Raw genomic sequence first — 24967 nt, forward strand, 5'->3', positions numbered from 1 at the left:
CTTCACGGAAGCGGTCTCGCGGCCCGCAGAACCACCTGCAGAGACGATCCTGGGCTCCAAGGGCGAGCGGGGACCATCCGCCACCGAAAACCAGCACGGTGACGGGCAGAGAACCACCCTCACGCGGGCGGGGACGGCTTCTCCCCAGACCCAGGACGCCGTCAGATGCCTCTGAGCTGGGGGGAGCTACCCCCGCGTGGGCGGGGCGACCTCAGTCCGCCAACAGTTGCTGCTTGACTTCGGCGATCTGAGGGCCAGCGTCCGTAGCCGGGATCTTCCACCGGTAGGCCGCGCCGTCACCGTCCACGTACTGGAGCGTGCCGCCCTTCGCCTGTGCCGCGGTCAGGTCGAACACGGTGCTCTGCCACTGGAATGAGCCGGGCTGGATGTCGCCCCCGCCATCGAACCTCTCTGTTTGAACGGTGATCGAGTCTCCGCTGTTCCAGCCGATGGCCTCTCCGTCGGGGGCGACCCATTCCCAGCCCTTGCCAGTGATGGGAGCGGGGACCGCAGCGGCGGCACCCGTGGTCGGCCTGGCCTTGACGGTGATGAATACGAAAGTGCCGTGCTCGGAGGTACCACCACCTCCCTCCTTCATGTAGACGACGCTGGTGGGAGTGATCTCCAGGACACCACCCTCGCCGCCTATGGTCTCCGCCGATCTGCCGAGCGCGAGCGGCTCTCCAAGTGCTGCGCCTGCGCTGGCTGAGCCGTCAGTGGCGACCTCGTCCGAGCAGTGTGTGTTCCATGTCAGCTGGTCGATGTTCTCGGCCGTGCAGTCGACTTCGGTGCCCTTCTTGTCGGCGGCGGGCGGCGAGCTGCTCTGCGGCTTCTCCCCAGCGTTACCGTCCCCGCTGTCCCCGCCGCAGGCGGTGAGTGGCGCGGCGAACAGGAGTGCGGCAGTTGAGACGATGATGCGAGTACGCACGGGATTCCCCCAGATGTGACGATCCCGCCACGGTAGGGCGGGCGTGCAGGAGGTGTGTTCATCGTGATCGACCTGTGACAGGTGCGGCGCGAAGGCTGGAGACCAGGGACGACCTCCAGCTCTTCCTGTCGGAACGGGCCGGCTCGTCGGCCGCGCGGTCGTCACCGAGCGCGGGACAGTCCAGTGGCTGTCGCCCGGCAGCAGTGGACGACGAGTCACATGGGCCGATCTACCCAACAGAGCTACTCCCGCGTAGCGGGGCCGACTCGTTTCCTGACCGCACGGCGAGGTGGAGTGCCTTTGGGGTGGCACTCGACGGACAGCCCACACTCAAGTGCAACTACATGCCTCATAACGCATGATCATGCATTAGCTCAAGACTCTGACCTCTTGGCGTGGCCGACAGGCTTCCGGGCCTGCACAGGGCACGGCGGACTGCGCGAGCACGGCGACGACATCTCAATCGTCACCGTCGACACCGACATCGCGCCGGGCAGCGTCACCGTGAGATTCGGCGACGCCGAGGTGTACCCCGGAGAGCCCGAGGCCGACACCCTCGACAAACTCGTCGGCATCATGCGCCAGGACGAGGTCGACATCGTCATCACACTCGGCGTCGGGGAGGCCGAAGCCACGGTCTACGGCTGCGACCTGTCCGCCGGCTACATCCGCATCAACGCGGACTACACGACATGACCGGGCTCGACCGCAGCAACGGATCCCATACCGTTGTCTTGATTCCTCAGTGGCAAGGGTCGGCTGTACGCAATCCTCAACTGCTGGCTGAGGGTGCGCAACGGCTGAGCGCGCTGCTCTCCTCAGCGCGACGCACCGTCGTCGACATCGACCCCCGCCCCGGACAGGACCAGGACGGCGTACGCCACCTCGATGTGCTGACCCGATGTGCTGACCCGCTCGCTGGAAGCAACCAGGGCCGCACTGGGCCGGAGCGACGACGACACACTGCTCGCTGTGGGCGGCGACTGCGGCATCGAGCTCGCGCCTGTCGCCCGCGCCGTCGCTCGCCACGGCGACAGCCTGGCAGTCGTCTGGTTCGACGCCCACGCGGACCTCAACACCCCCGACACCTCTCCCTCGGGGGGCTTCCACGGAACGGTGCTGCGCACCCTGCTCGGCCAGGGGCCGTCACCACTGTTGCCCAGACCTGAGGAGCGCCTTTCCACCCGGCGGACAGTGCTCGCGGGCGCTCGTGCCCTCGATCCCGCCGAGCTGGACTTCATCGAGTCCGAAGGAATCCGCACCCTGTCCGTTCAGGCTCGTCTGAACGTAGTCGGCCTTGTCGTTCCAGTTGCCGCCGGTGGGATAACCGGCGCTGGAGAACTTGCAGCAGTAGCCGTTGCCGAGAGCCATGTGCAGGTCGGGCAGTGCGGTGCGGCTGTCGTAGACGAGGGCGCCGCCGATCCTGCGATTCACGCATCCGGAGCTGGCTTCATCCCGGAAGTTCCAGTCACCGAGTTTCTTCGTTCCTCCGGCGGACCACTTGAGCATCCGGCCCGAGTAGTTCGAAGGTGCGAACAGGCAGACCTGTCCGTAGACGCAGTCGGCGATCGCGTTGGGTCCAGCCTCGTTCGGCACCGGCGGCTTGGACGCAGCTTTCGAGGCCGGGGAGATCCTGACGACGTGCTGGTTCGCCTCTGCGGCCGTCGTGTAGCAGTAGACCTTCGCGTTTGGGTCCTCGATACATGCCTGGGCTCCCTGCCACCCGTCGGCGAGGTTGATCTCTCTGCCCTCGTAGGTAGCGATAACAGGCTGGCTCTGATCGAGGATTTCTTGGAGCCGAACCTCATCCTCCGGCGTGAGAACCCCGGTCCCGGGGCCGGGCCCTCGGTCGGAGTGCTGGCGGTTGCCGAACCGGCCAGCGCGAAGAGCGCTGTGGCCACAGCCGCGGCGGTCACCGTTGATCGTGAGAAGCGTATGCCCATTGCCATGTGATCCCTGTGCTCGATTAAGGGGGACTCGTGAATCACACAGGATCAACCAGCCTCTCACTATGGGCTATTGGTCAATGAGCCGCAGAATGTCGCACCGGGTACGGTTGCGCGGTGCCGGTACCCCTGCGCGCCGATCTGTCCAGCGCGGGCACGGGCACCAGGACCAGGTGACAACCGGCGTCGCGGACGAGCCGTCTACTGGAGGGTGTGGCCGGCCTTGTCCACGACGCCGGTCTTCATCACGGCGATGGAGGTCACCGTGTCGCCCGCTTCGCCCCAGGCATTGTCCTCCAACAGGACAGTGCGTTCACCGAGCAGGCGCAGCGTGCTCCGGTCGAAGATCCACTCGGTGCGTTCGCCGTCGTGGTTCCTGGCGACGGCGACCCCGGTCCGGCCCGCCGCGTCGACTGCCTCGGGGACGGTGAAGACACCGGGGATGAGGGCGGCGGCGCGGTAGAGCGCGGCGACGGTGTCCGGGGGTGCCGTCGAGCCACGGAGCAGATCGCCGATCGTGACGAACGCCTGCTGGTCGGGGCCGGTGGTGGAACCCGAGCCCGATCCGTGGTTGCGCTCGGCGTCCTCATGGATCATGTCGAGCAGAGCCCGTGAGTCGGTGGGCAGACCGGCCAGGAATTCGAAGGTCGGAGCGTTGAGACTGCCCTCGCCGGGCGATTCGGGGATCAGCGTTTCCTCGCCGCCCCCCTTGCGTTCCAGGGTGCGCCCACTGCCGTCCACCGATGTCCACTGCTCCAGGTCCTGGCTCGTGCGCTCACGGTCCATCCCCCCGTCCTGGTTCTCCGACAGGGCCGTGCTGTGGCCGATGGTCCTGACGTACGTGTACCCCTGGGGCGGCGCCTTCGGAAGTGGCCGTGCGTCGGCCGCGAGTGCGGCCTTCTCCAAGAGCCGCACCGATGCCGCGGACGCCGGCGGCACATCCGGTCGGGACTGCGCACCACTGAGCCCGAACGTCAGAGCGGCCGCCGTCGCACCAGCGGCCGTGAACGTCGCCCACGCGACGGCCATGGGCCGGCCCGGCCGCAGTACCGCGGTGATACCCCTCCGCCCGGAGGGACGGCCGATCTCGTTCAGAAGGTGATGCCGACGCACACGTACCCGCTCCGGATCCAGCTCAGGAAAGGACACCGCGGGCAGTACCTCCGAGGCCTCTTCGATCTCCACCCGCTCCTGCCGCTCCCGATTCATGATGCGTTCCTTCCCCGGAACGGACGTCCTTGCGGTGTCCGGTCGGCTGATGTGCGTTCCTGGCCGGCCCGTGATTCTGGTCGCTGTGGGTTGTCCAGTTCCTCCGTGGTCAGCCGACGCAGTTTCTCCCGTGTCCGGGAGAGCCGGGACCGTACCGTTCCCGTGGGAATGCCCAGTGCCTCCGCGGCGTCGGCATAACCCAGACCGGACCACACGACCAGCGCGAAGACCTCGCGCTCACCGCGCTTCAACCGGTTCAGCGCCCGGGTTGCCGCGGCCAGCCGCTGACTGTCGACCATCTGGCCGACCACCGCTTCCGAGAAGTCGGGCATCGGCTCCGCAGGCGGCAGACGGGCCATCGCAGCCCGGTGCCGCCGAGCGGACCGCGCGGTGTTCCGAAGGACGTTCGTGGCGATACCCAGTAGCCAGGCCCGTATGTTCCGCACGTCCTTGCGCAGCTTGTCGCGCTGCCGCCACGCTTCGAGAAACGTGAGCGACATGACGTCCTCGGCCAGAGCCCGGTCGCCCGTGGTGCGGGCCGCGTGCGCATAGATCACCCGGGAGTGCTCGTCGAAGACCGCAGCGAACGCTGCCTGATCACCGGACCGGATCCGATCCCTCAATTGCGAGTCCACGCCCAGAAGTGTCCGCACACTCAGACCAGTTCCACCATTCGCCGAAGAAATCTGCCCCCGGGCTCCGCGTCCCAGGCAGGGCCGGATGCCTTCCCATGCCGTACCGACGGCATCCGCTGCGGCGCCGATCGCGGTGTCCCTGCTTCCTCCAGCCACCCTCGCAGCAGGGCCGGCCGCCTCATACGCGCGCGCACGACCGGCCCCGCAGCGCGGAAACAACCTCACGAGTTCGACTTCGACGCAGTCGGTGTACACCCGGTACGCGAGGGAGGCGGCGGCCTGCGCCAAGGCGAGCCAGCGGAGCGCTCCGGGGTCGCTGCCCTCGAACTCCTTGCCGACCTGGAGCGGCCGTTGGGCGAGGGGGCCCGCTCGGCCTGGAGGACGGCCTGCCGGCATTGGGCGGTGAGGCCGGCCATGTCGCGCTAGGCCTTAACGCTGTAGACGACGCGGTAGGTCATGCCTCCCGCCCCCGGCGACACCGGGCCGGTGAGAGGTTCGAAGGTGATGGGGTCGTAGTCGGCCCAGACGGTCCCGGGCGGGATGGGGTGGGCGGTGCCGCCCTCGGACTCGGCGGTCGCGGCCTGGATCTCCGGGTGGACGAGGGCCATCCACACCACCCGGTACTCGGTGACCACGTTCAGCACCTCGGCGAACGGCGCGGCCTCCAGCTCCGCTGTGAACGCCGTCAGATGCTGCGGCCACGGGACGAGAGCGGCCTTGAGCGCGGCGATACTCTGCGGCCCTCGTCCTCACCGAGTTGGTGCGGCGAGCGGGTCGGTGTCGGCTCTTCGCCGGTATGCGGACGTGGCTCAGTCATCGAAGGGTTCTTCCCAGCTTGGCGGCGGCAACCCCTCAGTCTCGCTCCTGCGCGGGCCCGCGCTCGGGGTCGTCACCCGGTCGGATGACAAACATGGCGCGCTTCAAGATCTACGGGACCGGGCCGCTCGGCTCTACGGCTCAGGGATGACGGTCAGCCGAAGGTGATCGACGCCGTCGAAGTCCTCTGCCTGGACCTCGACGGCTGAGGTGTCGAAACGAAGGGTGAAGCAGGGGTCCGCGTCGATGAGCTGCTCCACGTGCTCGCGAAGGCCGTGGTCGAGAGGGGGCGAGAACACTGCGTCCCACTCGCCCATGTTTGCGGTGGCCGTCGCTCTGACCGGGATCCGAGCCAGGCAGGTGAACGGGCTGGCCCACCACTCCAGATGCGCCGCCCTCTCGTAACGCTCCATACCCCGAGCGTAGACGCCACTACTCCCCCTCGGGGCTGCTCGTCGTTCCGGGCATGGGGCCGGGTGATCTGCGTGATGCCGAGTGCCCGCGCCCGGCTCGCAGCGGGCGGGGCCTGTAGTAGGGGCGCACACCAGGCGCAGGGTGGTGCCCGGGTGACGGTGCACCGGCCCAAGGTCGGCGAAGGAGGACGACTCCCGCCGCGCGGCGGGAGTGGAGCTGCCGACGGGCTCGATCGCGCCCATATCCGACTGCACGAGCTGGGCCTGGTGAAGATCGTGCACCCGGCCAACGGTGAGCGGGCGGACCTTGTTGTCATCACAGAGGCCAACCGCGCCGCACTCCCGTAGAGAGCGCTCCCCGAGCGGCGTCCGGCTCGCCGTACGGCCGGAACGGCCGTCAACCGGCGGCGCGCAGCATGCCCTCCTGGAGGCGGTTGTCGTGCGCCGAACCGGTGACATTGGCACAACCGGAGCGCAGGTCAGCGCCATGGTGACGGGAGGAGACAGGTTCCGGACGGCGGGACTCCAGCAGAATGACGTTCGAAGCGGTCACGCTCGACATGGCCACCCTCGACTTCCCCACGGCCGCCGACATCGGCACCCTGAGCGGCGCGCCCCTGCGCTCCTGGGTGGACACAGGGATCGACACGGTCGCCGCGAGCGTGGGCAAACCCGCCGAGCGGGTCCGGTCCCGGCTCACCGAGACCACCGGCGCCAAGGACCTCACGGCCGCCGACGAAGAGGATCTCCGCGAATGCCTGCGTGTTCTGCGGGCCTGGGCCAACAACCCCGCCTCCTACATCCCACCGGCCCGGAAGCCGAAGGTCGAGCGGCCCGAGGGTATCGGGCAGCTCCCCGTTCCCCGCGTCATCAAGCAGGCCCACACGGACACGGTCTGCGGGCTGTGCGCCGACCCGGTCAAGACCGGCGACCTCACCGGCCGGATGCGTGACCCCAAGCACAAGCTGTTCACCCCGATGGGCTGGCTGTGCGCCCGCTGCCTGTACGAACGGCGCGAGAACCCGCGCCGCCGCGACGTCGTCCTGCGGATCTTCCACCACCTCTTCGCCAGCAGTGCCGTCGGCCTCAACGCTTATGAGTGCGGCATCCTGCACGCCTGGCTCACCGAAACCGAGGCACCCTCCGCCTCCACCGCCTGGCGGGACGACCCGCTCGACACCACCCTGGTCCGGCTGGAGACCGCTGTCACGGAAGGCAAGGGGGCCACCTGGATCGCGTTCCCCACCGCCCACACGGTCATCGCCGCCCTCACGGCCGCGCCCGGAGGTTCCGCGGCGGAACGCGAACTCCTGCACGCTGTCGCCCAGCACCTGGACGAATGGCATACCAACCCCCGCGGCGTCGACGTCCGCAGGTACGGGACCGGCCCCCGCTGCCGCGCCCAGGTCCTCAAGGCGACGGACCGCCCGACCGTGCTCTCCGAACGCGGAGGACCCTTCGACCTCCACCACACCCCGCCCCCCACCACCGAACAGGAGAGCGGGACGGACGCCAGCGTCGCCGACGATGCCTGACTACAGCACCCCGCCTCCGGCGTCGCCGCTGCTGCGGCCGAACATGGCGAACACCCGATTCAGCTAGTGAAGGTTGTGCGTGAACGCCGCAGTGAGGAAGGCCGCCAGTGCGAACACCGCGAGGGGGATGAACAGCAGCCCCGCCCCTTGCGCGCCGACCGCGGGAGCGAGGACGAGGGACGCCAGCGCGGCGACACCGGCGATCGTGAACACCCGGCGCAGCCCGTTCACGTCCCCTGCCTCCGGGCCGCTGACACGGCCGCGGTCTGCGTCTCCTTCCCCGTCGTCTCCAGTCCGACCTCAATGGTCAGCAAGGCCAGGATGAGGAAGCCCACCACGAGCGAACCCTCGACCGCTGCCATGCGGGCTTGGCCCGCGAGCTTCTGGAATGCCTTCCCTGTGGTGCGGGACGGCCGGGTGCAGGCGGCGCGGATGTCGTCCCACGGCACCGGATCGGTGTGGCCGAGCTCAAGAGCGGCGGCCCGCGCCCTGCCGATGCGCTCCTCCGCCGCCCTCGCATAGTGGGCCAGCAGCCGGTCACGGTATCCGGGGCGCGGCACGGGGGCCGGTGGAACGGGGACGGTCGGCGGGTCCGAGGTGGTGGGCGGCGTGGTCAAGGCCATTGCCCTCTCTCCTGGTTACCGGTGTCACACCCCGGGTGAGGGGATCGGTTGCGCGCCCAGGCGCACAACCTCCAACTGCACGGTGATGCCGGACACCGACCGGACACCAGAACGAGCTGAGGCAGGAGTACAGCAATCGCCCGTCAGGCGCTGCTTGACCTTGCCGCTGGCGGCAGGGTTGAACGATGACCGGCATGAACAGCACCGAACCGCAGACAAGCAGGATCGTCGTCGTCACCGGAGCCGGCACCGGGATCGGCCGGGCCACCGCCCGCGCCTTCGCCGCCGAGGGCGCCCACGTGGTCGCGATCGGGCGGCGAGTCGAGCCGCTCAAGGAGACCGCTGCCGAGAACGACAAGATCACACCGCTGACCGCCGATATCACCGCCGAGGGCGAGCCCTGCCGGATTCTTCAGGACGTACTGGAGACACACGGCCGGCTGGACGTGCTGGTCAACAACGCCGGCATCGTGCGCAGCGGCGCCCTCGGCACGCTGACGCCAGAGATGATCGAAACTCAGCTCGCCACCAATCTCGTCGCCCCCACACTGCTGGCTCAGGCCGCGCTACCGCTCCTGGAGGCGTCACGCGGGGTGATCGTCAATGTCAGTACATCGGTGGGGCAGCGAGCCTGGCCGGGCAGCTCGGTCTATGCGGCGACCAAGACCGCTCTGGAGCTGCTGACCCGCAGTTGGGCGGTCGAGCTGGCACCCCGCGGGATCCGAGTGGTGGCCGTCGCTCCCGGCGCGATCGACACCCCCATCGGCGAGCACCAGGGCCTGACGCCGGAGCGGATGGCCGCGGTGCGGGAGTGGCAGCTGGCGCACACCCCGCTGGCCCGGATCGGCCGCCCCGAGGAGGTGGCCTGGGCGATCACCCAGCTTGCCGCCCCGAATGCGTCGTTCGTCACCGGAGTGGTACTCCCGGTCGACGGCGGAGCGGTCGTGGCGTGATAGGAGTGTCCCGGGAGGTGGGGCGGGTGCGGATCGGTGAGCTGGCCAGGACAACCGGGACGACCGCTCGTGCGCTGCGGCACTACGAGCAGGCCGGGATGATCTCTTCCGAACGGGCCTCCAACGGCTACCGTGTCTACGACGAGCGGGCCGTAGTGCGAGTACGCAACATCCGCCATCTGCTGGCCGCCGGGCTCACCCTGGACGACGTGCGGGTTTTCCTGCCGTGTCTGGATGGCGATGTGGTTGCGGCACCGCCCTCGGACAGGGGCCTGCGGGTCGCGCTGGAACGGCTGGCGATCCTCAACCAACGGATCGCCGCCCAGACCGAGGCCCGCGACCGGCTGGAAACCGCATTGCGACGGGCAACCGGTGGCCGAATCCGCCCAGTAGCCTGACCACCCGCCTCGTCGCACAAGCCGGAGGAACCCGGCTTCGTTACGCGCTCAACGGCCACTCAAAGGGACAACAAGCCTGACGTGGTGGCAACTGCCGTGCCTCGACTCATCCGGCCGGTTCGGTCCTCGCTGTACCTGACCAGGTCAGAGGTCGAATTTCATGTGGTCCATGTCCTTGAGCTCCACCAGGAGTCCGGCCGCGCGGCGCCCGCCGTCCTTGAAATAGCGCTCCTGGAGCGCCTCGGCGGCGATCTGCTGGGAGCGTGCCCTCGCTCGCGCCCTGCTCCTGGGCGGCGAAGAGCCGGCCCGCGTACTCGGGCGGCAGGGCCTGGGTGATGTGCCGGATGCGGGATTCCTCGGTGGTGCCGGGGGCTGCGGTGTAGCCGATGCGGGCCCGGGTCTCGATGATGATGCCGCCGGTGGCGGCGTTCTTCGTCGCCTTCGCCCGCACCTGCGGCTGCCATCGCTTGTTGAGCTCCCCCTTGAGGCGTCCGCAAGTGGAACATGAGCCGGTTACATCGCGTCGGCGAGGAGCCCGCCCGTGTCTGTCCCGTTCCGCATCCGGTGCTGCCTGTGCGCCAGGAACATCCCGCTCGCCGGGGACGCCCATCTGCTGGACGCCGCATGGCAGCGCCGGTACCCGGCGATGATCGGGACGATCGCCTGCGGCCCGTGCGCCACCGGGACACACTGGACCTGCACCCGGCACGGCAGGTTCGTCGACGGTCACATCCCCTCGCCCAACGAGGGCCCGGACACCGACGCGAGCCACATCCTGCGCTCGGGCACCCACCGGTGACTGGTGCTGACCAACCCCTGCTCGGGACTTCTCCAGGGAGGCGAGCCCTACCTGCGGGACGTGGCCGCTCGCCGGGGAACCTCACCCGCGAAAGCGGCGCGGCTGCGCACGCTGCTGGAGGAAGGGGACACGGCCGCCGGCTCCCGCCCGGCCGCCGACGTTCCGTTCCGCGACTGCGGCACCATGGCGGGCGCGGTATGAGCGTGACGGTGTTCCCGAGGACGACGTACACCGTGCGGACCGAGGTGAAGCCGGTGCACGGCTCCCAGCCGTGGTGCCGCTACGACGAGGCGAAGTAGGACACGGAGTGCCCCACGGCGAGGTCGTCCTCAAGGACTGCCGCGACACCCCCGCCGCGCTCGCCCACAGCTGGCTGCTCGCCCACAGCTGGCTGCACGAGGCCCTGCCGGACATCATCCGAGAGCAAGACAAGTGCCCCTGTCATTGACGTCGTTGCGGCCGGTAGAAACGATGTGGGGGTGCTTCCCGCCGCACTCAATGGAGACACCTCGTGACAACCTCAGAGGACCGACACGAGAACATCTATGCCCTGTACTTGGAGCGCTGCGTCTTAGGCAGGCGTATCGCGGAGTTGTCGCAACGCGACGGAGTCGATCTCGGTCCTCTGCAGCAGCGAAGCGCTGAGGTCAACGAGCTGTTGGCGGCCGCCGGTGTTGGACGTACTCAGCTGAGGCGTCTGGGGAGCCGCCGCAGGGCACGCCGAGCAGACGGCCACGAGGACCCACCGCCTGCTGGCGTCAACGTGGACGCAATCCGGTTCTGGGCAAAGAGGGAAGCCAGTCGGCGCCGCACCGCGATCGCGAGCCGCCTTGTTCAGGGCCGAGACGTCATGTACGTCCTCAAGCCCAATCATCACGATGCAGGCTGGGGTCCCGCACCCACGATGGGGTCACCTGGACTCGGGAAACGTCGCTGACCCTTGTAGAGCCTCTCCTCTACGCTGGCTGCGTCGCTGGAGATGTTGCTGCCTGCCATCATCGAGCGCTGCGGACCGTCCGAGCAAGCTGACCCGCTTGTCTCCTGCTACCTGGGAGAACAGCCTGTGACGACGGGCAGACCTATTTGGTCGGGGAGAGTATTGCCGGCTACCAGCATTCTCGCGGGAGCACAGCAGGGCGACTTCCACCGGCCGGCAGGCAGGGCAGGCAAGAGCCATCGGACCTTCCTCACCGGGTACCCCAGCGCCCGGAACCCCGCACCGAGGAAACCGGCCTTCGCGACACTGTCGCCGCGGCCGACCGCCATCAACTCAGCGCCGGTGTGAGCGCCGTCGGTCACGTACGGGATGGCCCGGACCCGCTCGAACAACCGGGGCCCGCTCCCTCACTGCGGTGTTCAGTGGATGATGTCGACGGCCGTGATGACCAGGACGTCGGCGTGGACCCGGTGCAGGACGATGGCGTCGGGGAACGAGACCACTCGTCGGTCCTTGGTCTGGGGGCGTCCCGGGGCCTGCTCCGAGCCGAGCCCGTACGGGGAAGCGGCGAGGCGGCGCATTCCCGCGTCCAAGGCGTCCCGAGAGCCGGGCTTCATCGCCGCTCGCTGCGCGTGGGCGCGGTCCGAGAGCTGGATCCGGAATCCGGCCGGGCTCACGCGGCGTCTTCTCCGGCCGGGTCGTACCCGGGCAGGTCCTCCAGCGGGGTGCAGCCGGAGAAGTCGCCGGCGGCGAGCCGTTCCATCGTTGCGTCGATCTCGGTCCAAGCCCCGGCGGCGAGCGCCCACATGGCGAGGGTCTGGGCGAGCCGGGCGGCGGGGGTGCGTCCGATCTCCGCCTCGAACTCCGCCAGGCGCGCGGGGTCGTCGGCGAGCGCCTGGCGGACGCCGTCGATCGTCGCGGGGATCCGCACCTCCTGGCCGTCGATGAGCGTGGTCCAGGTCGTCTTCTCGTCCACCGTGCTGCACCCCTCCCTCTCCGGCCGCCGACCGTACGCCGCCCGACCCCACGGCGGAACGGGCCCCGGACCGGATTCACCTCTGCGGACGACGCCCGGGGCCGCCCGGCGAGCCCGGGGAATCGTCTCCGCGGACTCCCAGGTTCGGCTACTTTCGGTTCAAGGCGGGTGACCGTACGGCAACGCATGGTCAGAGGACCGAAAGCACCGTGGATGGAGCAACCCCCTTGAGCATCCTGGGGAAGCTGCGGGGCACCGACGCCCCAGCCACCATCCCCGCACCGGCGAAGCCGGTACGGGCGGCCACCTGGCCCCAGCACGGCGTCAGCCGGAGCGACGAGGTGGCGAAGGTAGGCGGGGTCGGGCTGGCACACGAGCATTCCGGTATCACCATGACGCGCTGCACCGGCAAGGACACATCCGCCACGATCTGGTCCCCTTCCGTCAGGTCGGTCTCGTGGTCCGGTGTGATGACGAACTTGAACCAGGCTCGTAGACTGCCGCCGGTCGGGACGGGGGGAGGCGTTCGTGCGGGAGAAGTTGCTCGCGGCCGTGCGGGTGCGGACCGCGCACGCCATCGAGACCGGTCATTCGCGGTGGGTGCTGGCGCCGGAAGCGTTGGAGGAGGCGGGTGCCCTGCTGGCCCGGGTGCTCGGGTCCGACGAGGATCCCGACTTGGAGGTGCTGCGGGCCGTCGGCGAGCTGTACTGGTTGCGGGTTCATGCGCTGCCGGTCGATGAAGGGGACGAGGATCTCCGCATGGCTGCGATCCTCTACCAGCCGGTGTACCAGGCCGACCCGGATGCGGTGCCGGAACAATTACGCAGCCTGTACGCCGAACAGGCCCGTCGTCCCAAGGAGCGCAAGCACACGGGTGGGCGGGTGGATCCGGCCGCCTGTACCGACCAGGGCGCGGAATTGTTCGGCTGGTTCCTACGCAACGGTGACCTGGAGGCGTTGGAGAAGGCTGTTCACCTGTTCCGGACGGCGTTGTCCGCCGTTCCGGAGGACCATCCGATGCACGGGCCGTGCCTGTCGAACATGCATGCCGCGGCGTCCGCGCTGGCCGACGAGACCGGCGACGCGGACGTGCTGCAGGAGGCGGTGAGCGCGGGTCTGGCCCTGCTCCAGGTCATGGACGAACACGATCCCGAGTACCCCGAACACGCCAGCGAGGTCGGGCTTTCGCTACGGTCCCTGTTCGAGCGCACTGGGGTCGTCAGCGTGCTGCGAAAGTCGGTGGGGCTGGCCCGGTCCGCGGTGGCCGCGACCACAGAGGACGGGGCCATCCGAGCCGGTCGCCTGTCCGATCTAGGCGTCGTGCTCCAGATGCTGCACGAGCACGCCGGGGATGCGCGGGCCATCGACGGGGCGATCACCGCCGGGCGGGATGCGGTCGCCACGATGCCGGTCGGCGATCCCGACCGGGCCACCTGCCTGTCCAACCTGGGAAACGGCCTGCGCGTCGCGTTCGAAGCGAGCGGCGACACCGCCATGTTGCGGGAGGCGGTCGCGGTTGGCCGGGCCGCGTTGGAGAGCACGCCGGAGGACGACCCAGGTCGGGCGGGGAGCATGTCGAGCCTTGGCGGCTCGTTGCAGTTGCTGTACGAGCACACCGGGGACTGCGCTGCGCTGGCGGAGGCGGTCGCTGTCGGGCGCGCCGCGTCGGCCTCCCTGCCCGCTGACCACACTGCCCGGCAGGCTGTCCTGGCCAACCTCGGCGTGAGCCTGCGGGAGTTGTTCGAAGCCGCTGGGGACGTGAACCTGCTCCACGAAGCGGTCGTCGCCCACCGCCAGGTCGACGCCGCCACCCCCGACGGGCATCCCAGCCAGGCCGGCCGCCTGACCAACCTCGGGAACACGCTGCGCGCGCTGTACGACCATTCCGGAGATCGGCAGGCATTGGACGATGCCGTTACGGCCGGTCGTCGTGCCGTCGCGGCGATCCCCGAAGGCCATCCCATGCGGGCCGCGAGCCTGTCCAACCTCGGGAGTTCGCTGCTGGCCCGGTTCGACGAGACCGATGATCTGGGAACGCTGGGCGAGGCCGTTGCGGCCAGCCGAAAGGCTCTCGCGGCGATTCCGGTCGATCATCCGTGGCATGCCCGATTCCAGTCCAACCTCGGGATCAGCCTGCACATGCTGTTCAGTCGGACCGGTGATCTCGACAGTTTGCGCGAGGCCATTGCGGCCGGCCGGGCCGCAGTCACCGAGGTGCCTGACGGCCACCCGGAACTGGTCGGCTACGTGACCGATCTGAGTGCCACCCTGCGCACCGCGTTCACCAAATCCGAAGACCAGCAAGCACTTTCGGAGGCGAGGGATGCTTTGGCGGACATCGCGGCCACCGGCGTTGGCGCACGAGATAGTTTACCGGAAGACGATCCGGTCCGTTCGATGATCCGGTCCGATCCCGAGCCGGCCGCGCAGGATCCTGCCGAGGAGACCGGCTCGAAACAGAATCCGGATCCGGAGGTGGAACTCGACGAGCGGCCTGGACAGGGTTCGACGCGGGATTGTCGGATCCGGCAGGTCCGCGGTCGGGTCGACCGGTTCACCACCACTCGTGCGCCGGAAGCCGTGCTCGGCTCCGACGCGATCGGCGAGGTGGTGGACCTGCTCTGCTCGGTGCCCGATCCGGTCGAGGACATCGAGGTCGCGCAGACTGCGGGCTGGCTGTTCTGGTTGCGGTTCGCCGCCCTCGGCACGGTGGACGGCGAACCGGAGCTGATGATCGCGCTGGATCTGCTCGCCCCGCTGTACCCGTCGGGCGCCGGCGCCGTTCCCGAGCTGATCGGCGAACTGTGGGACGACAAACCGCCGGCCGAGCCGGACGGGGCTGCGGTGCTGGCCAAGCTCGGTCGGGCGCAGTTCCGGGAGGCGCAGGAGAACGACGACGGCGCGGTCGCGCTGAACCGGTCCGTCGACCTGCTGCGGCGGGCCGTCGCCGTGGCCGGATCCGACCACCCCGACTACGCCCGATGCCTGACCAACCTGGGCAGCGCGCTGCTGGCCCGGTTCGAACGCGCCGGGGATCCGGCCGACCTATCCGAGTCGATCGAGTTCTGCCGGGCGGCGGTCGGGGCTAGCCGACCCGACGAGTCCGCCCGCGCCACCCACCTGTCCAACCTGGGCAACGCCCTGCTGACGCGGTTCGAGCACCTGGTGAGCGAGGCCGACCTGGAAGCCGCCATCGAGGCCGGCCAGGCCGCGGTCACCGGCTGGCCCGATCACCCCGACCACGCCGCGATGGTGTCCAATCTCGACCTCGCGCTGCGGACCAGGGCCGCGTTTCGCGACCAGGCGGCCGGACTGGATCGGAGGATCGAGGAGGCGCGCACCGGCTTGAGCGCATCCGATGGACCGGACGCGGCCGAACTGAGCGAGCTGCTGCTGGCCCGGTTCGAACGCGCCGGGGATCCGGCGGATCTGGATGAGGCGATCCAGGTGCTCCGGAATACGGTCGCCACGGCGGCCGACGATTCCGGACGGGTCTCGCATCTATCCAGCCTGTGCAACCTGCTGCGAGTCCGGTTCGTCCATTTCGGACATAAATCGGACCTCTCTGACGCGATAGCGCACGGTCGCGCCGCGGCGGCGGCGACCCCGGCCGGGGACCCCGAGTTCGGCGGCCGGCAGGCCAACCTCGCCAACGCGCTCAGCCGGCGCTACAAGAACACCGGCGATCTCGGCGACCTGGAGGAGGCGGCCACGCTCGGCCGAAGCGCGGTGGCCGCCACGCCCGTCGGCGACTTCAACCGCCTCAGTTACCTCACGAGCCTTTGCGACACCCTCCGCACCCTGTCCGAGCGCAGCGACCGGCTCAGGGATCTCGACGAAGCGGTCGAGGCCGGACGGGCCGCGGCCGAAGCCGCACCGCAGCATTCCCCGCACCTCCCTGCGTTCCTCGGCAACCTCGGGGCCGCGCTGCTGGCCCGGTTCCGGCGTACCGGCAGCCAGACCGACCTGGACGAGTCGGTCGATCTGCTGCGGCGGGCGGCGCTCGCCGCACAGGCCGCCAGCCCGGACCGGGCGTTGCTGCTGGCGAACCTAGGCGCCGCCCTGCAGATCCGCTTCGATTCGGTGGGCGGCCCCGAGGACCTGGACGAGGCGATCGACGTCTGCCGGGAGGCCGTGCGCGCCACCCCGCTCGAGAACCCCGGCCGGGCGGCACGCCTGTCCAACCTCGCCGGGGCGTCGCAGGCGCGGTTCGGGATCAGCGGCGAGGCGACGGATCTGGACGAGGCAGTGGAGGCCAGCCTGTCTGCGGTCGAGACGCATCCACCCGGTCACCCGGCCCGGGCACCGGCGTGGTCGAACCACGCCCTCGTGCTGCGCGGGCGGTACAAGCACAGCGGCCGACCGGCGGACCTCGACGCGGCGGTGGCAGCCGCGCGCGCCGCGGTGGCCGAGACACCCGCCGACCACCCGGACCGCCCCGCGTACCTGGCCAACCTCAGTGGAGCGCTGCGCGACCGGCACGCCCAGACCGGTGCCGATGCGGACCTCGACGGTGCGCTCGCGGCGGTGCGGGAAGCGGCGTCGGCCGACGTGGGTCCCCCCCCCGGGTCCGCGCGGCGGCGGCGGCGCTGTGGGGAAGCCTGGCCGCGGAGGCTGGCCGGTGGGCGGAAGCCGTGGCCGGATACCAGGCGACGACAGATCTCCTGGCCCGCACCGTTCCGCGCCAACTCACGCGCCGCGACCAGGAGTTCCTGCTCGAAGGCGCACACGGGATCGGAGCGGAGGCCGCCGCGTGCTGCGTGCGGGCCGGATCGGTCACCCAGGCCGTTGAGCTGTTCGAGCAGGGCCGCGGCCTGCTGCTGAGCCAGGCGCTGGACAGTCGCACCGACCTCACCGCGCTGGCCGAGCGCCACCCGGACCTGGCCGACCGGTTCACCGCGCTGTGCGCGGAGCTCGACTCCCCCGGTCCTGCGGACGATGTCGTGGCGCGACGTGCGACGGCCACCGCGTTCGACCGGCTCGTCGCGGACATCCAGAAGCTGCCCGGGTTCGACCGCTTCCTGCGCCCACCGGCCGTAGCCGACCTCGCGCCGGACGAAGGCCAGGTGGTGATCGTCAGTGTGTCCCGGTACGGCTCCTACGCACTGGTCCTGCCCGCCGACGGCAAGGTCACGGCCGTGCCGCTGCCCACGCTCACGCCCGACGCCGTGCTGGCCGAGGTCGGCGACTTCCTCCAGGCGATCAGGGACACCACCGCCAACTCGGCGCGGACCCGAGCCGCCGCCCAGGATCGGATGACGCGCACGCTCGGCTGGCTGTGGGACACGGTCGCCGGTCCAGTCCTCGACGCCGTGGGTATCACCAGGACGCCGCGCGGCGGCGAGTCCTGGCCCCGACTGTGGTGGTGCCCGTCGGGCCTGCTGTCGTTCCTCCCACTGCACGCAGCGGGCCACCACGACACGGCGTCCGGCGCTGTGCCGCGCACGGTGCTGGACCGGGTGGTGTGCTCCGTCACCCCGACGCTCCGGGCGTTCGCCCATTTCCGGCGCGCAGCGGATTCACCCCCGCCTCGTGCCGGTCGGGCGGTCGTGGTGGCGATGCCGAAGACGCCGGGTGGATACGCAGATCTGTCGGGTGCCGAAGCCGAAACGGCGGTGCTGCGCCAGCACTTCCCCGGCGAGGTCGTCGTGCGCACCGGCACGGCCGCCACCCACGACGCCGTGCTCGACGCGCTGGCCAGGGCCCGGTGGGCACACTTCGCCTGCCACGGGCGAAGCGATCTGGCCGATCCGTCGGCCGGGCGGCTGGTGCTGGCCGACCACCACAACCGGCCGCTCACCGTGATGGACCTGGCCAGGCTCCGGATGGACAACGCCGAACTGGCGTTTCTGTCCGCGTGCTCCACCGCGCGTCCCAGCGGTCGGCTGGCCGACGAAGCGATCCACCTGGCCTCTGCCTTCCAACTCGCGGGCTACCGGCACGTGATCGGCACCCTGTGGCGAATTGGCGACTGGCAGGCGGTGGACATCGCCGACCTGATCTACTCGGCGCTGGCCGACGGCGCGGACGTTGCCGAGGCGGTCCACAGCGCGACCCGCCGAATGCGTGACCGATGGCCGGATGACCCATCGGCGTGGGCGTCGCACATCCACGTCGGCCCGTAGCAGGAGGATGTCAGGCAGGCCGTCCCAACAGGAACGTCGCGACACAACTCGCGTGATCATCGTCGTCGGCGGACAGCACCAGCCCCCGCGAACCCGCCCCACCGCGGTAATGCGCCACGAACGTGGGGCGCGCGGTCGCGGTGTCCCTGGTCGTGAACACGAAGCGGCTCTCCGTGACCGTCACCAACGCAATACCATGCGCCGCCGCGAACTCGACCGCACCACTCTGGTAAGGCGAAGTGGCGACCATTACACCCTTATGCGCGCCGACGCTGTGGATCTTCTGGTGCAGCACCTGAACGAGTTCACGCTTAATCGGATTCCGGTGCCGCTTGGCCTCGACCACCACCAGGAAGGCCATCCCCGCGAACCGGTACCGGACGGTCGCGTCGAATTCGTACGCACCATCGGCGCCAACGATCTTCTCGTGCACGGTGACCACGAGGTCGTCCACCTCCGACTCCGCCGCGCCCAGCAGCTCCCCCGCGACGAATTCCTCGAACTCCCCAGGAGTGATCGCCGAATGCGGGTAACGCAGGGTGCTGTTGTCCTCGGTCACGCGCCGACATTACCAGGCCGTCACATGTCGACTGCCCCAGCGCCGGAGCCCGGGCCTCGAAGCTGCCGACATCGCCAATTCCCCGGCCCTTAGAAGGAGTTGACCGTTAGGGTGCCCGGACTCGGTCCCGGACCGCCCACCGGCCGTGGAGCGGCACCGGGACCGAGCACGTATGGTGCCACCGCCGTTCGGTGGTGGTTGGAGAGGACAGCTGAATAGATCGAGACCGGGAACCGCACTACGACGAGTGAACGATCAGGCGAGCGTTGGGGCGCTGAGGAGTGAACGCCATGCATGACGAATTTCGGACAGTTTTCGACTTCATCTCCTTCTCTGCCCGCCTCAGAGAAGTTGAACGCAACAATAATGCAACGCCCGAACGAAAGGAGAGCGTCGCGGAGCACTCCTGGCACCTGGCACTGATCACCTGGGTTCTGCATCGTGAATTCGAACGGGAACTCGGGCACACGCTCGACCTGGAGAAAATGCTCAAGATGTGCCTGATGCACGATCTTGTAGAGATCGAGGCCGGCGATCCATCGGCATGGAGCACTCAGCACAGCCCGCAGCTCCGGCAGACCAAGGCACTCATCGAGGAAGAGGTCGCCCAGCGCCGGTTCTCACCGCTCCCCGGCGAACTCGGCTCCGAGTTCCTCGGCCTGTGGCACGAACACGAAGCAGGGACGACACCCGAGGCCCGGATCGTACGGGCAGTGGATCGGCTCAACCCCGCTCTCATGCGCTACCTGACCGGCCAGGGATGGCGTGACGTGAATGCAGACGCAGAGGCCCTGGACAACCTCCAACTGCCCCGACTCGAGGTGAGCGGGACTCTCACCGCCATGTACCGGATGGTCAGGGACGACGCGGTGGCACAGGGGCTGCTCACCACCACGAGCGCGGAGTGACAGGCGGCCGGCGCCGCCACTGAGCACGGCATCACGCGGATGAGATCCGACCCCCGGCCACACGAGCCAGCCCCGGACTGTTGACGGTCCGGGGCTCGCGAACTGTTCGGCAAGCGGCGGCTGAGGCAGACCGCTTACTGGAGCGGCACGCCGACCGGCAGCTGCCGGATGCGGCCCTGGTCCGTCGATCCGATCGGCGCGGTCCAGCCCGAGCGGGCGCGGGCGTCGATGACGATGTGCTGATGTCCGGGCGCTCCCGGCACGTTCGATGTCCGGCCCGCCGACGACCACCACGATGACGACCTAGGAGCGCGAACTCACGTAGGCCGAGGACAGGAGTCGAGGACCTGATGACGAGAGAGCGCCGCAGCGCTGCAGGCCCGTATTCCGGGTACGACGGGCTGCCCGCCCTGCACGCGACGGAGGTGGAGCTGCCGCTGATCCACCCGTACGCCCCGGTATCCGCCAGCCAGCCGTAGCGCTACCCCCGCGCAGGCGGGAACGACACTTCTTGACCTGTGGGTTTGTTGCGTGATCATGGATTTTGCTTTACATGCTTCGAGGTGGCACCCCAGCCTGTTGGCATGCGGGCTGGGGTTCACCGCAGCGTATTGCCCTCGCACTTGCACCTGGAGGGCCCCGGCAGCATTTACCCACGTATAGGCCACAGACCGTCCGCCGCTGCTCCAGGGCCTCCGACTCAGCCGTTGGACAACCCCCGCGTGGGCGGGGACGACACTACGTCAGACGAAGTCCGGCCAAGGTCCGGGAGGCTGGTCATCGCGGCTGACATGCAGCTCGTTTGGACCCTCAGCGGGCGGGGATGGGCCGACTGCACCATCTCCGATCATCAGGTGGAAGCCGAGGTCACGGCCTCATACATCTCCACAGCCCCCGAGGACCTACTGACGGCGGTGGCCCGCCTCGTCACCGGTGAAGCAGAGGCACGCGTGCAGTTCGAGGCGGAACCAACCGCGTTCCGCTGGATCCTCTACCGCGAGGGCACCGACGTGTGGATTCGTGTCCTGGAGCTGGCCGACGGCAGCAAGCACGACAACGCTGGCACGGAAATCTGGTCAAGCCAACAAAGCGTCGGCACCGTGGCTCGCGCTGTCGTCCGCTGCTTCGACGAGCTCGCGCGAAAATGCGGCGAGAGCGGATATCGCGGCAAGTGGGGCGAGCACTTTCCCCGCTCCGAACTCGAAGCCCTCAGAGAGGCCTGGCACAAGAGCCGCCGACTGGAGAACACCTGAGCCTCGCCGAACCTGGATGGTTTCGGCGCCGCCTGGCACAGGTTCACCGGAACATGTGCGCTTTACCGAAGGACACGTTGGAGGCGATTGCGACGATCCCGAAGCCAGCAACCGGAATGGGTTGGCAAAGGCACGGACCCCTTGGACTGCTACTGACTCCACTCACGGCATAGGGGACGTTCGGGTGCATGTTGCCGCATGCGCCCACCAGGGCCGTGACCGATTCGACGGTCCCGGCCTGTGCAATTTCCCCTCAGCCGACGCGCGTGGAACCGCCCCCGGGGTGGGCGTCGCGGAGTTGGTGACGGGCGGCCAGGAGCGCGTCGTCGGCATCGCGGGTGCCGGTGGACACACACAGGGTGTAGGCGACGTCGTCCAGCCGCCGCATCACGTCCGGAGTGCGGCATGCCACGGCGGTGCGGGACAGTTCCTCGTACTCGCGGACCAGTCCGGTGAGCGTCTCGCGGTGAGCCATCAGCATGACGTCCTCCTCCGTACGCGACGACAGCATCCCGGCCATGCTGCCGCAGACACCCCCGACAGCACCTCCAGCCACGCCGCACCGCCCCCGCAGGCGAGCGCAAGGGCGGGAGCCGAGGCCTGTGTCCGCCGCACCGCCCGGCGGCGGAGACCCAGCGGCGGCGGCGAGCCGAGCGGCCAGGGACTGCCAGGAGAGTGCTGAGAATCCCCGCACAGCGGGGCCGACGAGGCGAGCACCGGGTAGTTGGCGGCCGTCAGCGGACCATCTCCGCGTAGCGGGGCCGACCGCCTCCAGGCCCTCCACGATGCGGAGGCAGGGGGGACCATCTCCGCGTAGCGGGGCCGACCAACGTCAGCGAGGCGTGAGGAGGCAGAACTCGTTGCCTTCCGGGTCGGCCAGCACCGTCCAGGAGATTGCGGACTGATCGAGATCAGGGTTGGTGGCGCCCAGGGCGCGCAGTCGGGCCGCTTCCGCGGCCAGGTCGTCTCCCGGGTAGGGGCGGACGTCGAGGTGGACGCGGTTCCACACGCTCTTGGTGTCGGGGGTACGGAGGAACTCCAGGTAGGGTCCGACGCCTTCGGCGGAGCGCATGGTCGCCTGGTCGTCGGTGACCTTGTGCAGTCTCCAGTCCATCGCCTCGCCCCAGAAGCGGGCCATCCGTCGTGGGTCGGTGCAGTCGACCACCACCGCGGCGATTGGCCCGGTGTCCTGGTAGATCGGACGGGGCTCCAGGACGCAGAACTCGTTGCCCTCCGGGTCGGCCATGACCGCCCAGGGGACGTCGCCCTGTCCAACGTCGGCGAGTGTCGCGCCGAGATCCTGCAAGCGCGCGACCAGCTGCGCTTGATGGGCGGTCGAGGTGCTGGCCAGATCAAGGTGCACCCGGTTCTTCACTGTTTTGAGTTCCGGGCGGGCGATGATGTCGATGCAGACGGCCGCGGGGTCGGGGTAGGTGAAGCCCACGGGTTCGAGGTTGGTCACGCCGGGTCCCTCGCTGTCGGCACCCCAACCGAGTGCCTCCGCCCAGAACCGGCCGAGCGCGGAGTCGCCCTGGGCCTTCATGTTGACCTGCACGAGTCGAGTTGCCATGCCGCAGATCCTGGAGACCCCGCCAGCCCGGACCGCCGCGAGCAGACATGTGCTCGACCAGGTGCTGACTGTGGTCGCGCTTGCCGAGACTTGCAAGCGGGACGAGTCCTCGTGAACGCAGCCAAGCCCCCACGCCGACGCCACTGACCCGTCGAATGCTGCTCAAGCCTGCGCCGACCGACGCGGATTGATCCTGCACACCATGTGGAGCGGGGCCGGGTGCCCCGGCTCGTTGCGGTCGGCACCCGGGCCCGGTCGGCTCAGCCGAAGACGAGGCGGAAGATCTGGTTGTAGATGAAGAAGCCGCCGGGCTGCCCGGGGATCGGGGCCAGGTTGAACGTCTCGGTGAAGAGCATGGGTTTGTCGAAGGCGTTGTCGATGGCGAGGCTGCCGGTCACGGCGACCAGGACACCGTTGCCCGGTGCCGGCTGCGAGTCCTGCGAGGCGATCTGGTGCTTGACGACCTTCAGTTCAGGCTTCTTGAGCTGCTCGACGATGCTGCTCGCCCCCTGAAGCTGGCTGCCTTCCCAGGTGAGCATCGACTCCGGCCGGTAGAGACTCGCGAGGCCGTCCCTCGCTTCGTAGTTGTCGAAGGTTGTGTAGTAGTGACCAGCGAACGCGCTGGCGATGCTGTTGAAGTCTGACATGATCGGAAAGTATCAGGGTGATCACTCTACGTGCCCTCGTTTCACGCAATCTCGGCCAGTCCCGCCCTCCCCAGCCCGCGTCGCCGTAGGCCATCGCGGCAACAGCCGCGGGCCTCCCCCACCACCCGGTCAAGATCAAGTGACAGAAACCCCGATGGTCGTCAAGATCACTTGTCGACCGGTCGACCGGTCGAGCTCAGAGGACAACTCTGCGTCAGCGCGACAACCGGAGAGGCACCCCGGCCCCGGTCGCTCCCAACTGCCAGGTTCCGGGAAGCGCTTTGAGCAGGCAAAACAGGGGGGACCTCTCAGCTCACCCTGGGAGGAACGGATTACCGCGTCCGGGTCTGCCCCCGCCAGGAGCCCGGCGAACGGCACCTCGTCGTCGCGGACCGGGGCGCCGGTCGCGGCGAGCGCGGCCAGGAGCTCGGCGCGCGCCGTGACGGTCTCCGGCAGGCGGGCGACCGCGGCCTCGCGGGCGGTCGGGTCGGCGTTGTGGCCGGAGCGGTCGGCGAGGGCTTGGGCCAGCCAGCCGTCGACCGCCGTGGCGTGGTGGTCGCCGCGCTGGAGCAGGACGTCGCGGGCGGCCTCCGCCCCGGTGAGCGGCGCCGGGTGCTGCCGGGCAGCGCCCAGGGCCGCAGGCAGGCGGGCGGTTCACCGGCCACCGGGTCGCTGGGCCGTCCGGTGGCCGGGAACGTGGGGCTCGCCCGCCGCCTCCCGTGGCCCGGATGAAGGGCTCAGCGGAGCAGCAGGTCGCGGATCGCTTCGGTGATCTCGTCGGGCGCTTCCTCGGCCATGAAGTGTCCCGCGCCGGTCAGTCGGTGGTCGAGGTCCGGCGCCCACGCGCGCCAGACCGTGGCGGCGTCGTAGCCCAGTCGCGCGCCCCAGTCCTGCTGGACGACCGTCACCGGCATGGCCAGCTGGGAACCTGCGTCCTGGTCCGCCTGGTCGTGTGTGACGTCGATGCCCGCCGAGGCCCGGTAGTCCGCGACGATCGACGGCACGGCCTCGGCGCTCGCCCGCAGGTACGTGGACCTGACCGGTTCCGGCATGGCGGCCGGGTCCCTGGCCCAGGCGTCGAGGAAGGAGCCGAAGAAGGCGTCGGCACTGTTGGCGATCATCGTCTCCGGCAGGCCCGGTGGCTGCGCCATGAGGAACAGGTGGTACCCGACCGCCGCCGGGACACCGTGCAGGACGTTCCACATGTCCAGGGTCGGCACGACGTCGAGGATGCCCAGGTGCGAGAGGACCTCGGGATGGTCCAGTCCCGCCCGGAAGGCGACCAGAGCGCCTCGGTCGTGGCCGACCAGGGCGAAGCGCTCATGGCCGAGCGCCGCCGCCAGGGCGACGACATCGGCGGCCATGGTGCGCTTGGAGTACACCTCAGGGCCGGTGCTCACCGGCTTGTCGCTGGCGCCGTAGCCGCGCAGGTCGGGACAGATCACCGTGTGCTCGCCGGCGAGCCGCTCGGCGACGTGCCGCCACATCAGGTGGGTCTGGGGGAAGCCGTGCAGCAGCACGACCGGGCTGCCATGGCCGCCGACGGCTGCGGCCAGCTCCACTCCGTCGGCGCCAGGCAGACGGACGTGGTCGAAACCGGGGATGGTGAGAGTCATGAAAGGCCCCTTCCTGGGGTCGGTGGACCGGCGAACGCGTTGGTCCGGGGGGTGACGGAATCAGCGTGGGTGACGGCGATCAGCAGCCGATCAGTACGCTGCGACGCCGCCGACCCGCGGC

30 protein-coding genes and 3 pseudogenes are annotated in these 24967 nt (G+C 69.4%); 14 read left to right on the forward strand and 19 right to left on the reverse strand.

Going from position 1 to position 24967, the window contains the following annotated elements; translation table 11 throughout:
- Positions 1-211: 211 nt before the first annotated feature.
- Positions 212-928: a hypothetical protein gene (locus OG711_RS04815; RefSeq protein ID WP_329558490.1), complete on the reverse strand. Its 717-nt coding sequence runs from the start codon at positions 926-928 to the stop codon at positions 212-214.
- A 390-nt stretch (positions 929-1318) separates the two neighbouring features.
- Between OG711_RS04815 and OG711_RS04820 the strand changes: the two genes are divergently transcribed.
- Positions 1319-1624 (forward strand): bifunctional ornithine acetyltransferase/N-acetylglutamate synthase, encoded by a 306-nt coding sequence (locus tag OG711_RS04820; RefSeq protein ID WP_329558491.1) that lies wholly within the window; start codon positions 1319-1321, stop codon positions 1622-1624.
- Positions 1625-1746: 122 nt separating this feature from the next.
- Here the strand turns inward: OG711_RS04820 and OG711_RS04825 are convergent, their stop codons facing one another.
- The gene (locus OG711_RS04825) at positions 1747-1920 is read right to left on the reverse strand and encodes a hypothetical protein (RefSeq protein ID WP_245876724.1); all 174 of its coding nucleotides are present in this window, start codon (positions 1918-1920) and stop codon (positions 1747-1749) included.
- Here OG711_RS04825 and OG711_RS04830 point away from each other — a divergent pair.
- Positions 1901-2140: pseudogene (locus OG711_RS04830) on the forward strand (arginase family protein); the annotation flags it as partial. The gene OG711_RS04825 and the pseudogene OG711_RS04830 sit on opposite strands and share 20 nt — an antisense overlap.
- On the opposite strand, the gene OG711_RS04835 reads toward OG711_RS04830, so the two are convergent.
- From OG711_RS04835 to OG711_RS04860, 6 genes are all read right to left on the reverse strand, one after another.
- A complete protein-coding gene (locus OG711_RS04835; protein ID WP_329558492.1) occupies positions 2075-2938 on the reverse strand; it encodes a peptidase inhibitor family I36 protein in 864 nt (287 codons plus the stop codon). The pseudogene OG711_RS04830 and the gene OG711_RS04835 sit on opposite strands and share 66 nt — an antisense overlap.
- Positions 2939-3075: 137 nt before the next feature.
- On the reverse strand, positions 3076-4083 hold the full coding sequence (locus OG711_RS04840; RefSeq protein ID WP_329558493.1) for a CU044_5270 family protein: 1008 nt from the start codon (positions 4081-4083) through the stop codon (positions 3076-3078).
- Positions 4080-4724 (reverse strand): RNA polymerase sigma factor, encoded by a 645-nt coding sequence (locus OG711_RS04845; protein WP_329563621.1) that lies wholly within the window; start codon positions 4722-4724, stop codon positions 4080-4082. The genes OG711_RS04840 and OG711_RS04845 overlap by 4 nt, the downstream gene beginning before the upstream one ends.
- Positions 4725-5140: 416 nt before the next feature.
- Positions 5141-5362, reverse strand: coding sequence for a hypothetical protein (locus tag OG711_RS04850; protein WP_073786777.1), 222 nt, complete (start codon positions 5360-5362; stop codon positions 5141-5143).
- Between the two features lie 306 nt (positions 5363-5668).
- Positions 5669-5947: a hypothetical protein gene (locus OG711_RS04855; RefSeq protein WP_073786779.1), complete on the reverse strand. Its 279-nt coding sequence runs from the start codon at positions 5945-5947 to the stop codon at positions 5669-5671.
- Positions 5948-6344: 397 nt separating this feature from the next.
- Complete coding sequence (locus OG711_RS04860) at positions 6345-6500, reverse strand: hypothetical protein (RefSeq protein WP_329558494.1); 156 nt, start codon at positions 6498-6500, stop codon at positions 6345-6347.
- Between OG711_RS04860 and OG711_RS04865 the strand changes: the two genes are divergently transcribed.
- The gene (locus tag OG711_RS04865) at positions 6481-7482 is read left to right on the forward strand and encodes a hypothetical protein (protein WP_329558495.1); all 1002 of its coding nucleotides are present in this window, start codon (positions 6481-6483) and stop codon (positions 7480-7482) included. The two genes, OG711_RS04860 and OG711_RS04865, sit on opposite strands and share 20 nt — an antisense overlap.
- Before the next feature lie 63 nt (positions 7483-7545).
- Here the strand turns inward: OG711_RS04865 and OG711_RS04870 are convergent, their stop codons facing one another.
- Positions 7546-7713 (reverse strand): hypothetical protein, encoded by a 168-nt coding sequence (locus OG711_RS04870; RefSeq protein ID WP_329558496.1) that lies wholly within the window; start codon positions 7711-7713, stop codon positions 7546-7548.
- The gene (locus OG711_RS04875; RefSeq protein WP_329558497.1) at positions 7710-8105 is read right to left on the reverse strand and encodes a hypothetical protein; all 396 of its coding nucleotides are present in this window, start codon (positions 8103-8105) and stop codon (positions 7710-7712) included. The genes OG711_RS04870 and OG711_RS04875 overlap by 4 nt, the downstream gene beginning before the upstream one ends.
- A 185-nt stretch (positions 8106-8290) precedes the next feature.
- On the opposite strand from OG711_RS04875, the gene OG711_RS04880 reads away from it, so the two are divergent.
- Together OG711_RS04880 and OG711_RS04885 are read left to right on the forward strand one after the other, a co-directional pair.
- A complete protein-coding gene (locus OG711_RS04880) occupies positions 8291-9058 on the forward strand; it encodes an SDR family NAD(P)-dependent oxidoreductase (protein WP_329558498.1) in 768 nt (255 codons plus the stop codon).
- Positions 9059-9084: 26 nt separating this feature from the next.
- Positions 9085-9456 (forward strand): MerR family transcriptional regulator, encoded by a 372-nt coding sequence (locus OG711_RS04885; RefSeq protein ID WP_329558499.1) that lies wholly within the window; start codon positions 9085-9087, stop codon positions 9454-9456.
- A gap of 144 nt (positions 9457-9600) precedes the next feature.
- Here the strand turns inward: OG711_RS04885 and tpg are convergent.
- Positions 9601-9946, reverse strand: a pseudogene (gene tpg / locus OG711_RS04890) (telomere-protecting terminal protein Tpg); the annotation flags it as partial.
- Positions 9947-9997: 51 nt separating this feature from the next.
- Between tpg and OG711_RS04895 the strand changes: the two are divergent.
- From OG711_RS04895 to OG711_RS04905, 3 genes are all read left to right on the forward strand, one after another.
- Positions 9998-10255, forward strand: coding sequence for a hypothetical protein (locus OG711_RS04895; RefSeq protein WP_329564258.1), 258 nt, complete (start codon positions 9998-10000; stop codon positions 10253-10255).
- 3 nt (positions 10256-10258) lie between these two features.
- The gene (locus OG711_RS04900) at positions 10259-10456 is read left to right on the forward strand and encodes a hypothetical protein (protein WP_329558500.1); all 198 of its coding nucleotides are present in this window, start codon (positions 10259-10261) and stop codon (positions 10454-10456) included.
- Positions 10457-10562: 106 nt separating this feature from the next.
- Positions 10563-10703 (forward strand): hypothetical protein, encoded by a 141-nt coding sequence (locus tag OG711_RS04905; RefSeq protein WP_329558501.1) that lies wholly within the window; start codon positions 10563-10565, stop codon positions 10701-10703.
- A 908-nt stretch (positions 10704-11611) separates the two neighbouring features.
- Here OG711_RS04905 and OG711_RS04910 read toward each other — a convergent pair.
- Together OG711_RS04910 and OG711_RS04915 are read right to left on the reverse strand one after the other, a co-directional pair.
- Entirely contained in the window at positions 11612-11869 is a 258-nt protein-coding gene (locus tag OG711_RS04910; protein WP_329558502.1) for a hypothetical protein, read from the reverse strand.
- A complete protein-coding gene (locus OG711_RS04915) occupies positions 11866-12168 on the reverse strand; it encodes a hypothetical protein (RefSeq protein WP_329558503.1) in 303 nt (100 codons plus the stop codon). The genes OG711_RS04910 and OG711_RS04915 overlap by 4 nt, the downstream gene beginning before the upstream one ends.
- 528 nt (positions 12169-12696) lie before the next feature.
- On the opposite strand from OG711_RS04915, the gene OG711_RS04920 reads away from it, so the two are divergent.
- Together OG711_RS04920 and OG711_RS04925 are read left to right on the forward strand one after the other, a co-directional pair.
- Positions 12697-16992: a hypothetical protein gene (locus OG711_RS04920; RefSeq protein WP_329558504.1), complete on the forward strand. Its 4296-nt coding sequence runs from the start codon at positions 12697-12699 to the stop codon at positions 16990-16992.
- Entirely contained in the window at positions 16929-18293 is a 1365-nt protein-coding gene (locus tag OG711_RS04925) for a CHAT domain-containing protein (protein WP_329558505.1), read from the forward strand. The genes OG711_RS04920 and OG711_RS04925 overlap by 64 nt, the downstream gene beginning before the upstream one ends.
- A gap of 10 nt (positions 18294-18303) precedes the next feature.
- On the opposite strand, the gene OG711_RS04930 is transcribed toward OG711_RS04925, so the two are convergent.
- Positions 18304-18852 (reverse strand): restriction endonuclease, encoded by a 549-nt coding sequence (locus tag OG711_RS04930; RefSeq protein WP_329558506.1) that lies wholly within the window; start codon positions 18850-18852, stop codon positions 18304-18306.
- 290 nt (positions 18853-19142) lie between these two features.
- Between OG711_RS04930 and OG711_RS04935 the strand changes: the two genes are divergently transcribed.
- A complete protein-coding gene (locus OG711_RS04935; RefSeq protein WP_329558507.1) occupies positions 19143-19760 on the forward strand; it encodes an HD domain-containing protein in 618 nt (205 codons plus the stop codon).
- A gap of 143 nt (positions 19761-19903) precedes the next feature.
- Here OG711_RS04935 and OG711_RS04940 read toward each other — a convergent pair.
- Positions 19904-19996, reverse strand: a pseudogene (locus tag OG711_RS04940) (telomere-protecting terminal protein Tpg); the annotation flags it as partial.
- Between the two features lie 114 nt (positions 19997-20110).
- Here OG711_RS04940 and OG711_RS04945 point away from each other — a divergent pair.
- A complete protein-coding gene (locus OG711_RS04945; RefSeq protein WP_329558508.1) occupies positions 20111-20239 on the forward strand; it encodes a DUF6420 family protein in 129 nt (42 codons plus the stop codon).
- A gap of 375 nt (positions 20240-20614) precedes the next feature.
- Positions 20615-21013, forward strand: a complete 399-nt coding sequence (locus OG711_RS04950) for a hypothetical protein (RefSeq protein ID WP_329558509.1) — start codon at positions 20615-20617, stop codon at positions 21011-21013.
- A gap of 253 nt (positions 21014-21266) precedes the next feature.
- Here OG711_RS04950 and OG711_RS04955 read toward each other — a convergent pair whose 3' ends face one another.
- The 3 genes from OG711_RS04955 to OG711_RS04965 form a co-directional block, all read right to left on the reverse strand.
- A complete protein-coding gene (locus OG711_RS04955) occupies positions 21267-21524 on the reverse strand; it encodes a DUF5133 domain-containing protein (RefSeq protein ID WP_329558510.1) in 258 nt (85 codons plus the stop codon).
- 321 nt (positions 21525-21845) lie between these two features.
- Positions 21846-22583, reverse strand: a complete 738-nt coding sequence (locus OG711_RS04960; RefSeq protein WP_329558511.1) for a VOC family protein — start codon at positions 22581-22583, stop codon at positions 21846-21848.
- A 260-nt stretch (positions 22584-22843) separates the two neighbouring features.
- Positions 22844-23230, reverse strand: coding sequence for a nuclear transport factor 2 family protein (locus OG711_RS04965; RefSeq protein WP_329558512.1), 387 nt, complete (start codon positions 23228-23230; stop codon positions 22844-22846).
- Positions 23231-23725: 495 nt separating this feature from the next.
- On the opposite strand from OG711_RS04965, the gene OG711_RS04970 reads away from it, so the two are divergent.
- The gene (locus tag OG711_RS04970; protein ID WP_329558513.1) at positions 23726-23962 is read left to right on the forward strand and encodes a hypothetical protein; all 237 of its coding nucleotides are present in this window, start codon (positions 23726-23728) and stop codon (positions 23960-23962) included.
- A 5-nt stretch (positions 23963-23967) separates the two neighbouring features.
- Here the strand turns inward: OG711_RS04970 and OG711_RS04975 are convergent, their stop codons facing one another.
- Positions 23968-24846: an alpha/beta fold hydrolase gene (locus OG711_RS04975; RefSeq protein WP_073786795.1), complete on the reverse strand. Its 879-nt coding sequence runs from the start codon at positions 24844-24846 to the stop codon at positions 23968-23970.
- Positions 24847-24967 lie beyond the last annotated feature (121 nt).

This window comes from Streptomyces uncialis (assembly GCF_036250755.1).
GTDB lineage: Bacteria > Actinomycetota > Actinomycetes > Streptomycetales > Streptomycetaceae > Streptomyces > Streptomyces uncialis.

Coding starts and splice junctions, on each gene's coding strand:
- OG711_RS04935 (WP_329558507.1), top strand. CDS start 19,143: ATGCATGACGAATTTCGGACAGTTTTCGACTTCATCTCCTTCTCTGCC.
- OG711_RS04825 (WP_245876724.1), bottom strand. CDS start 1,920: ATGCCGCAGTCGCCGCCCACAGCGAGCAGTGTGTCGTCGTCGCTCCGG.
- OG711_RS04865 (WP_329558495.1), top strand. CDS start 6,481: ATGACGTTCGAAGCGGTCACGCTCGACATGGCCACCCTCGACTTCCCC.
- OG711_RS04855 (WP_073786779.1), bottom strand. CDS start 5,947: ATGGAGCGTTACGAGAGGGCGGCGCATCTGGAGTGGTGGGCCAGCCCG.
- OG711_RS04975 (WP_073786795.1), bottom strand. CDS start 24,846: ATGACTCTCACCATCCCCGGTTTCGACCACGTCCGTCTGCCTGGCGCC.
- OG711_RS04955 (WP_329558510.1), bottom strand. CDS start 21,524: ATGCTGTCGTCGCGTACGGAGGAGGACGTCATGCTGATGGCTCACCGC.
- OG711_RS04880 (WP_329558498.1), top strand. CDS start 8,291: ATGACCGGCATGAACAGCACCGAACCGCAGACAAGCAGGATCGTCGTC.
- OG711_RS04965 (WP_329558512.1), bottom strand. CDS start 23,230: ATGTCAGACTTCAACAGCATCGCCAGCGCGTTCGCTGGTCACTACTAC.
- OG711_RS04840 (WP_329558493.1), bottom strand. CDS start 4,083: ATGAATCGGGAGCGGCAGGAGCGGGTGGAGATCGAAGAGGCCTCGGAG.
- OG711_RS04945 (WP_329558508.1), top strand. CDS start 20,111: ATGACGAGAGAGCGCCGCAGCGCTGCAGGCCCGTATTCCGGGTACGAC.
- OG711_RS04960 (WP_329558511.1), bottom strand. CDS start 22,583: ATGGCAACTCGACTCGTGCAGGTCAACATGAAGGCCCAGGGCGACTCC.
- OG711_RS04875 (WP_329558497.1), bottom strand. CDS start 8,105: ATGGCCTTGACCACGCCGCCCACCACCTCGGACCCGCCGACCGTCCCC.